The 5,214-nt window shown below is 49.4% G+C and carries 3 protein-coding genes; all 3 read right to left on the reverse strand.

Annotated elements, in window-relative coordinates:
* Positions 1-630 (reverse strand): hypothetical protein (locus AB7S66_RS11185; protein ID WP_428520029.1); only part of this gene is annotated, 630 nt, incomplete at its 3' end.
* Positions 631-987: 357 nt separating this feature from the next.
* Positions 988-4,428: a hypothetical protein gene (locus AB7S66_RS11190; RefSeq protein ID WP_428520031.1), complete on the reverse strand. Its 3,441-nt coding sequence runs from the start codon at positions 4,426-4,428 to the stop codon at positions 988-990.
* The coding region (locus tag AB7S66_RS11195) for a hypothetical protein (RefSeq protein ID WP_428520033.1) at positions 4,418-5,214 on the reverse strand (797 nt) is incomplete at its 5' end. The genes AB7S66_RS11190 and AB7S66_RS11195, both read right to left, overlap by 11 nt.

Genomic DNA, 5,214 nt, shown 5'->3' on the forward strand with positions numbered 1-5,214 from the left:
TAGCCTTACTGGCGTCTCCTTGCTGATCTCCTCAAAACTGGTACTAGCATATACGTCCAGGTCATAATCCCAGCCTCTACCCATACCGGTCATGTGGGCAATATCGAGGGGCCCAACCATTGAGTCGGGGCCAGGGGTGAAATCTTCTTCCTGTATGAACTCGATGAACCTATCTGATCCAAGCACCCTTGTTACATCTGCAAGGACCTTACTGGAGAAACCCGTATCAGAATTCCCATACGTTGCAACAGCCACCGTAACGGTAGCATCCTTGATGAGCTGAGCTATGGTTGCATCAATATTCTCCAGGTTTGGATTTCTATCTCTTGCTGTCTCATAGGCGGGGACTGCCTTCATCAAACTCTCCCTATCACCCTTCTCTTCAAGACTCTGTGCATAACTGAACCAGAGATCTCCAGATTTCAGGCGTGCTTCGTCAAGCTTACTGGTGAAGTCTTCAACCATCAAACCACTTCTTCCACTTGATCCAGCCACTTCATGCAATGCTTGCAGTTGTGTATAGGAGTGGAAGATAATGTCAGCAGCCTGTCGATCCTGTTTCGCTACATTGTTGGCAATCTGAGTCTTGTACTCGCTGAATACAACCGGGAAGAGCTGGGCAGCTTCCACTAACTCAGGATTGACAGTCAGTGCCTGATTAGATATTTGAGAGAGGAGACATACTCCGGCTTCTCATAGGCTGAGACTCCATTGCGATAATCACTTCCCCCTTTTGTGAACAACGTACCACAGCTGGTGAATACCAAGCTCACCAGAATCAAGAACACAACAGGCAATGTCTTTTTTCATACTGTACCCTATTTTCATTACAGACAGCGATATATTTGTTATATATCTACCGCATTTTCAGTGATATTACAACCTTGGTATACGGCATTTTCCAGAATTTGCCGAATTTCTTTGCATAAGAAACCCACATCTGAACATACGATGTAGATGATTATGGTCATGTGCTTTCCAAGGTTATTACTCTGTGATACCAAGACTTTGGAGATAGCGTCTTACAATCATATATTCATCTGAGCTCACCGTAAGTTCCTCAAACTCCAAGGTGACCCTCTCCAGAATTTCAGAAAGGGTGTAAGGATTCTCTTCGCTGGCATACCCCTTCTCATGCAACCAGGCAGTGAAGGCTGAGAGCGTAGGTTCACGGAATCCTTTCAGGGTCTTTTCTGCTATTGCAGCAATGACGTCATTCCCACTCCTGGGTCTTTCCCCCAGGAATGCAAGCAACGCAGCAAAGTAATTCGCCTCACGATTCAAGCCCAATCCCTCATCGTCAAGGTCTTGGGGAGAAAGGATCCTTGCCCTCCCCTTCCTTGCCATTTTCTGGGCTACAGAGAGGATGGTAAAACGCATGGCGTATACTGCTGATACTCCCTTTGCCTGGCCTGCCTTGGAAAAACCGCGTTCGAGTAATCGTTCCAATTCCTTGCTTGTGGTACAGAGATACCAGCTGGACAGGCTTCCCAGGGTGTCCCATAGTCCTGCGCCAGATACCTTGCATGCTGCTGCGTAGGCGAGGTAATCCTCTTCAAATGGGGGAAGAGGTTCTCTCTTGAGTGGTACTCCCTCAAACGGTTGTTTCAAAACTCGATAGTCCCGTTGCTCATCCTCAAGGTCTATGAGCAGGTATTCCCCTTGTGCTACCTGGTCAAGTTTCCTCACCTCATCCTGCTGGGCTGTGCAGTAGAACACCTGCCGCTCTTTTGCGATTTCAGCAATCGCCTCGGCAATGGCGAGGGAACGTTCATCATCGCTGTTTGCCATCAACTCATCAAAGAAGAGAGGGAACCGATACGCTCCACCACCTTCCAGCATCTCGAGAAAAGCCATCCTTAGGGAGAACAAGAGCTGGATGCGTGTACCACTGGAAAGTTGGTCCAATGCATAGGGTCTCATGGTCACCGTATCCTGTGCCAGGAAGCCTGCTTCCCCTACGGTGAACAGATAACGATTCTGGGTGATCCGTTGCAGCCAAGCACTGGCTTTTTTCAGAACCTGTGGTTGATAGGTACGTTCACTCTGCTCCTTGACCTGCTCATAGAGCTGATACACCATCCGCTGAGCGACCTCTTCCTGCCGGATAGTATCCAAGGCCTCCTCTGCCTTCAGGCATTCCAGCCCAGCATTCTCCAACCTTGCGTCATTGCAGAGTTCCCGGTAGCTACGTTCCCATTCCCAGAGCGTCTTCTCCTGATCCTTGCGCCTTTCCAATTGTGTAGTTGTCTCTACCAGCAGAGCGGTGAAATCAGAGGTACTGCCTTGCTCTGCTTCTTCACGGATCTGCTCTGGGTACCCCCCAAGCTTGGTTTTTGCCAGTTGCAATCTTGAGACAATCTCCTGATACTCCGCAACCAGGGGGTCGAGCCGTTCCAATGTATGGATATCCCCGACAGCAAGGCCTAGCCTGGAATAGCATGCATTTCTTGCTTTCTCGGCTTCACGGAACCGAATAATGGCGCTTTCCAGATGCTGGGTTTCCTTCTGGTACTGTTTGGTGAAGCTGCGAGCATCATTGATGGTGGTGACCAATGTGGAAGCTACATTGAGAAGCTCCACAACATCAGGGGTATCGGTACCACAGAGTTTCTGAAGCGCCTGGCAAGCTTCCTGATAAGCAATCTCTTCCTCTCCAAGCAAGGCAAGAGCTTCCTTTTCAGCTTTCTGAAGATGAACCCACTCCTGTAAGTGTTCAGAGAAATGGAAGAACTGGGCACCTTCCAAAGAGGGATCCGAGGATAGCTTAAGATCGGAGGCAGCCGCCTCCCACTGATGCAACCAAGCCTTCCACTGGCTCAAATTTTCCTCATGGGCCTTCCTTGCGATTCGTCTTCTCATATTCTCAGCTTCCTTCTGCTGAAGCGAAGCTATACTGCTTGAGAGCAATCCTACAGCCCGTGAGATATCAGCAGCAGTAAAGGAATCCAGTGGTGCCTGGCCATACTTTTCCAAAAGGGTATTTACCTGTCCAATACCACCACTTAGCTGGTTTTCTGTTTCCTCCAAAAGGGGATTTGGCCTTTTTTTCCCTGCAATGATGAACAGCAATGCCAAAAGAGGTATGGCGATCAAGGAATATCCTGGATGGAAGAGAAGTCCTAGGGTTGAACCAATTGCTACAGAAAGGAGTGAGAAAATTCCCATAAGAAAAGGCTTCATTCGGGAAATTGTTGGCTGGAGTGATTCTTTCCTGGCAGCCAGTACAACCAGGGCAGTGAGTTGTTGCTTTATATCCCTCAATCGTTCAAGCAGGCCATCTGCAATGGGTTCTTCTTCCCCTATCGTACGCACAATGTATTCACTGCCGGCAAGCTGGCATCGTATTGGTTCTGAGGTATAGGCAAGGGTATTAAGCTGCTTGACCATCTTTTCAAGGGTCTGCTCATTGGGGACATCTTCCATAAGCCATCGGTGTGCATTCTCCCATGCACTTCTTGCCTCTTGAGCCCGTCTGGCTTCATTTTTCGCTGCATCAAGCGCCCTTTTTGCCTCTTGCAAAGCATCACTTCTTTGCTCGATCAATCTTGGCATGAGCCGATCATCAAGGACTGACTGATCCACATTGCATTGACCAAGAAGGGTCCGGGTCTCCATGAGCGCAGCTTTTGCTTGTTGCATGGCAGAGTTTGCAGCTTCATACTCATGCTCACGTGTTCTCGCTTCAGTGAGGCTTTGGGCAGTCATGTTTCCCAGAACAGGATGGTACGATTTCTGCCGGGACAGGATCTCTTCGTAGGTCTCTTTCGTAGAGAGATACTCCAGCAAGGTTTCCAGACGGATTTTCTCTGCCGTATAGCCCTCACTCTTTCTGAGCGTATCCTGCAAATCGGAAATATTCTGCCTGAGATCAAGATTTTCAAGGATCACAGCTTGTTGTTCTTTCACCAACTTTTGCTTGTCTTTCAGTGTCTGTACCAGTGTGTGCCGCTTCCTGGAAAAGGTCTCAATGCCTCCGGCTTCCCGGACTGCCCTCTCCAGATCAACTCCACCCTGCATTTCCTTGCATATGGCTTCCAGAAATGCTTCGCCCACACCTTCTTTTGTAAGGAGTTCATGCAAGGGAAACCAGTAGGCATCGGCAAACGCGTCGTTTCTACCGGGAAGGGTGGTGATTACCCCGTCTGATATTCGTTTCTGCTCCAGACGGTGCGAGGAGAGGGAGAGGAACCACTCTCTCGTGCCTCCGTGCAATACCGCCTCAGCTTCCAGCGATGGATGTTTGGCTGGTGCAAACAGGAGTGACCAGAGGGCCTTGATTATGGTCGTCTTCCCAACCCCATTTGCCCCGGTAAGGATATTGAGCCCAGGGTGCAGTGCGGCAAGATCACCAAAGGAGCGAACAAGAAATCCAGGAGCCTTTGAAAGCGTAAAACGAGTGAACCTGTACGAGTTTTTATGCTTCATGCTCCCCCCGCTGGGACTCCATGGCCCTGAGTAACTGGAGAACTGCCCGTTTTCCCCGTTTGACGGCCTCTTCCTGGGTAAGGGATCTCTGCCTGAGAAGATTGAACCCACTGGTATTGTAACTCTCTGTATCCAATCGTTGATAGGATACTCCCAGTTGCTGTAATGCATCGCTGTCTAGAAGCATGGAGGCAAGCAGGGCTTGCGGTCCGCTGCCCTTCGCCAGTTGAAAGAGATCTACTTCCAAGTCTGTTGCATCTTCCATGCGGTTCAACAACAGCACTTCCAGATCTTCGTCATGGAACAGCAATTCACTTTCCCTGCCTTCAAAGGAAAACACCTGTCGCAGATCCAAAGAGGAGTGAAGGTTTCCGGAGAACACCAAACGTACCGCAACCGTTCCATGGAATGACATCTGGTCAATATGTGCACGTACTGATTTGGTGACGGCAGAGCGAAGTGATTCCATATCTTGTATGCCGGTGGTATCAACTGCACATTGTTCATACCGGTAGGGACAGAGGGGAATAAACAGTGGATCCTTCCATGTTCGGCCTTGTTCGGTTTCCAGAAGATAGGCTCCATGGGCCCCTGTTTCATTCACGTCGAGCGCGAATGGGGAACCACAATAGTAGGCAGTGGAAGTCCCCAGTCTTCCTTCTTTATGGATATGGCCAAGCATCCAGAGGGGAATACCGGTTTTCAACAATGCATGTTCGTTGATGGGAGCATATCTGGAGTATTGCTGAGTCCAGTCAGCATGCAACAGACCAAGGGAAAGCTTGG

The organism is Sphaerochaeta sp. (genome assembly GCF_050178175.1).
Taxonomy (GTDB): Bacteria; Spirochaetota; Spirochaetia; order Sphaerochaetales; family Sphaerochaetaceae; genus Sphaerochaeta.

Coding starts and splice junctions, on each gene's coding strand:
- AB7S66_RS11190 (WP_428520031.1), bottom strand. CDS start 4,428: ATGAAGCATAAAAACTCGTACAGGTTCACTCGTTTTACGCTTTCAAAG.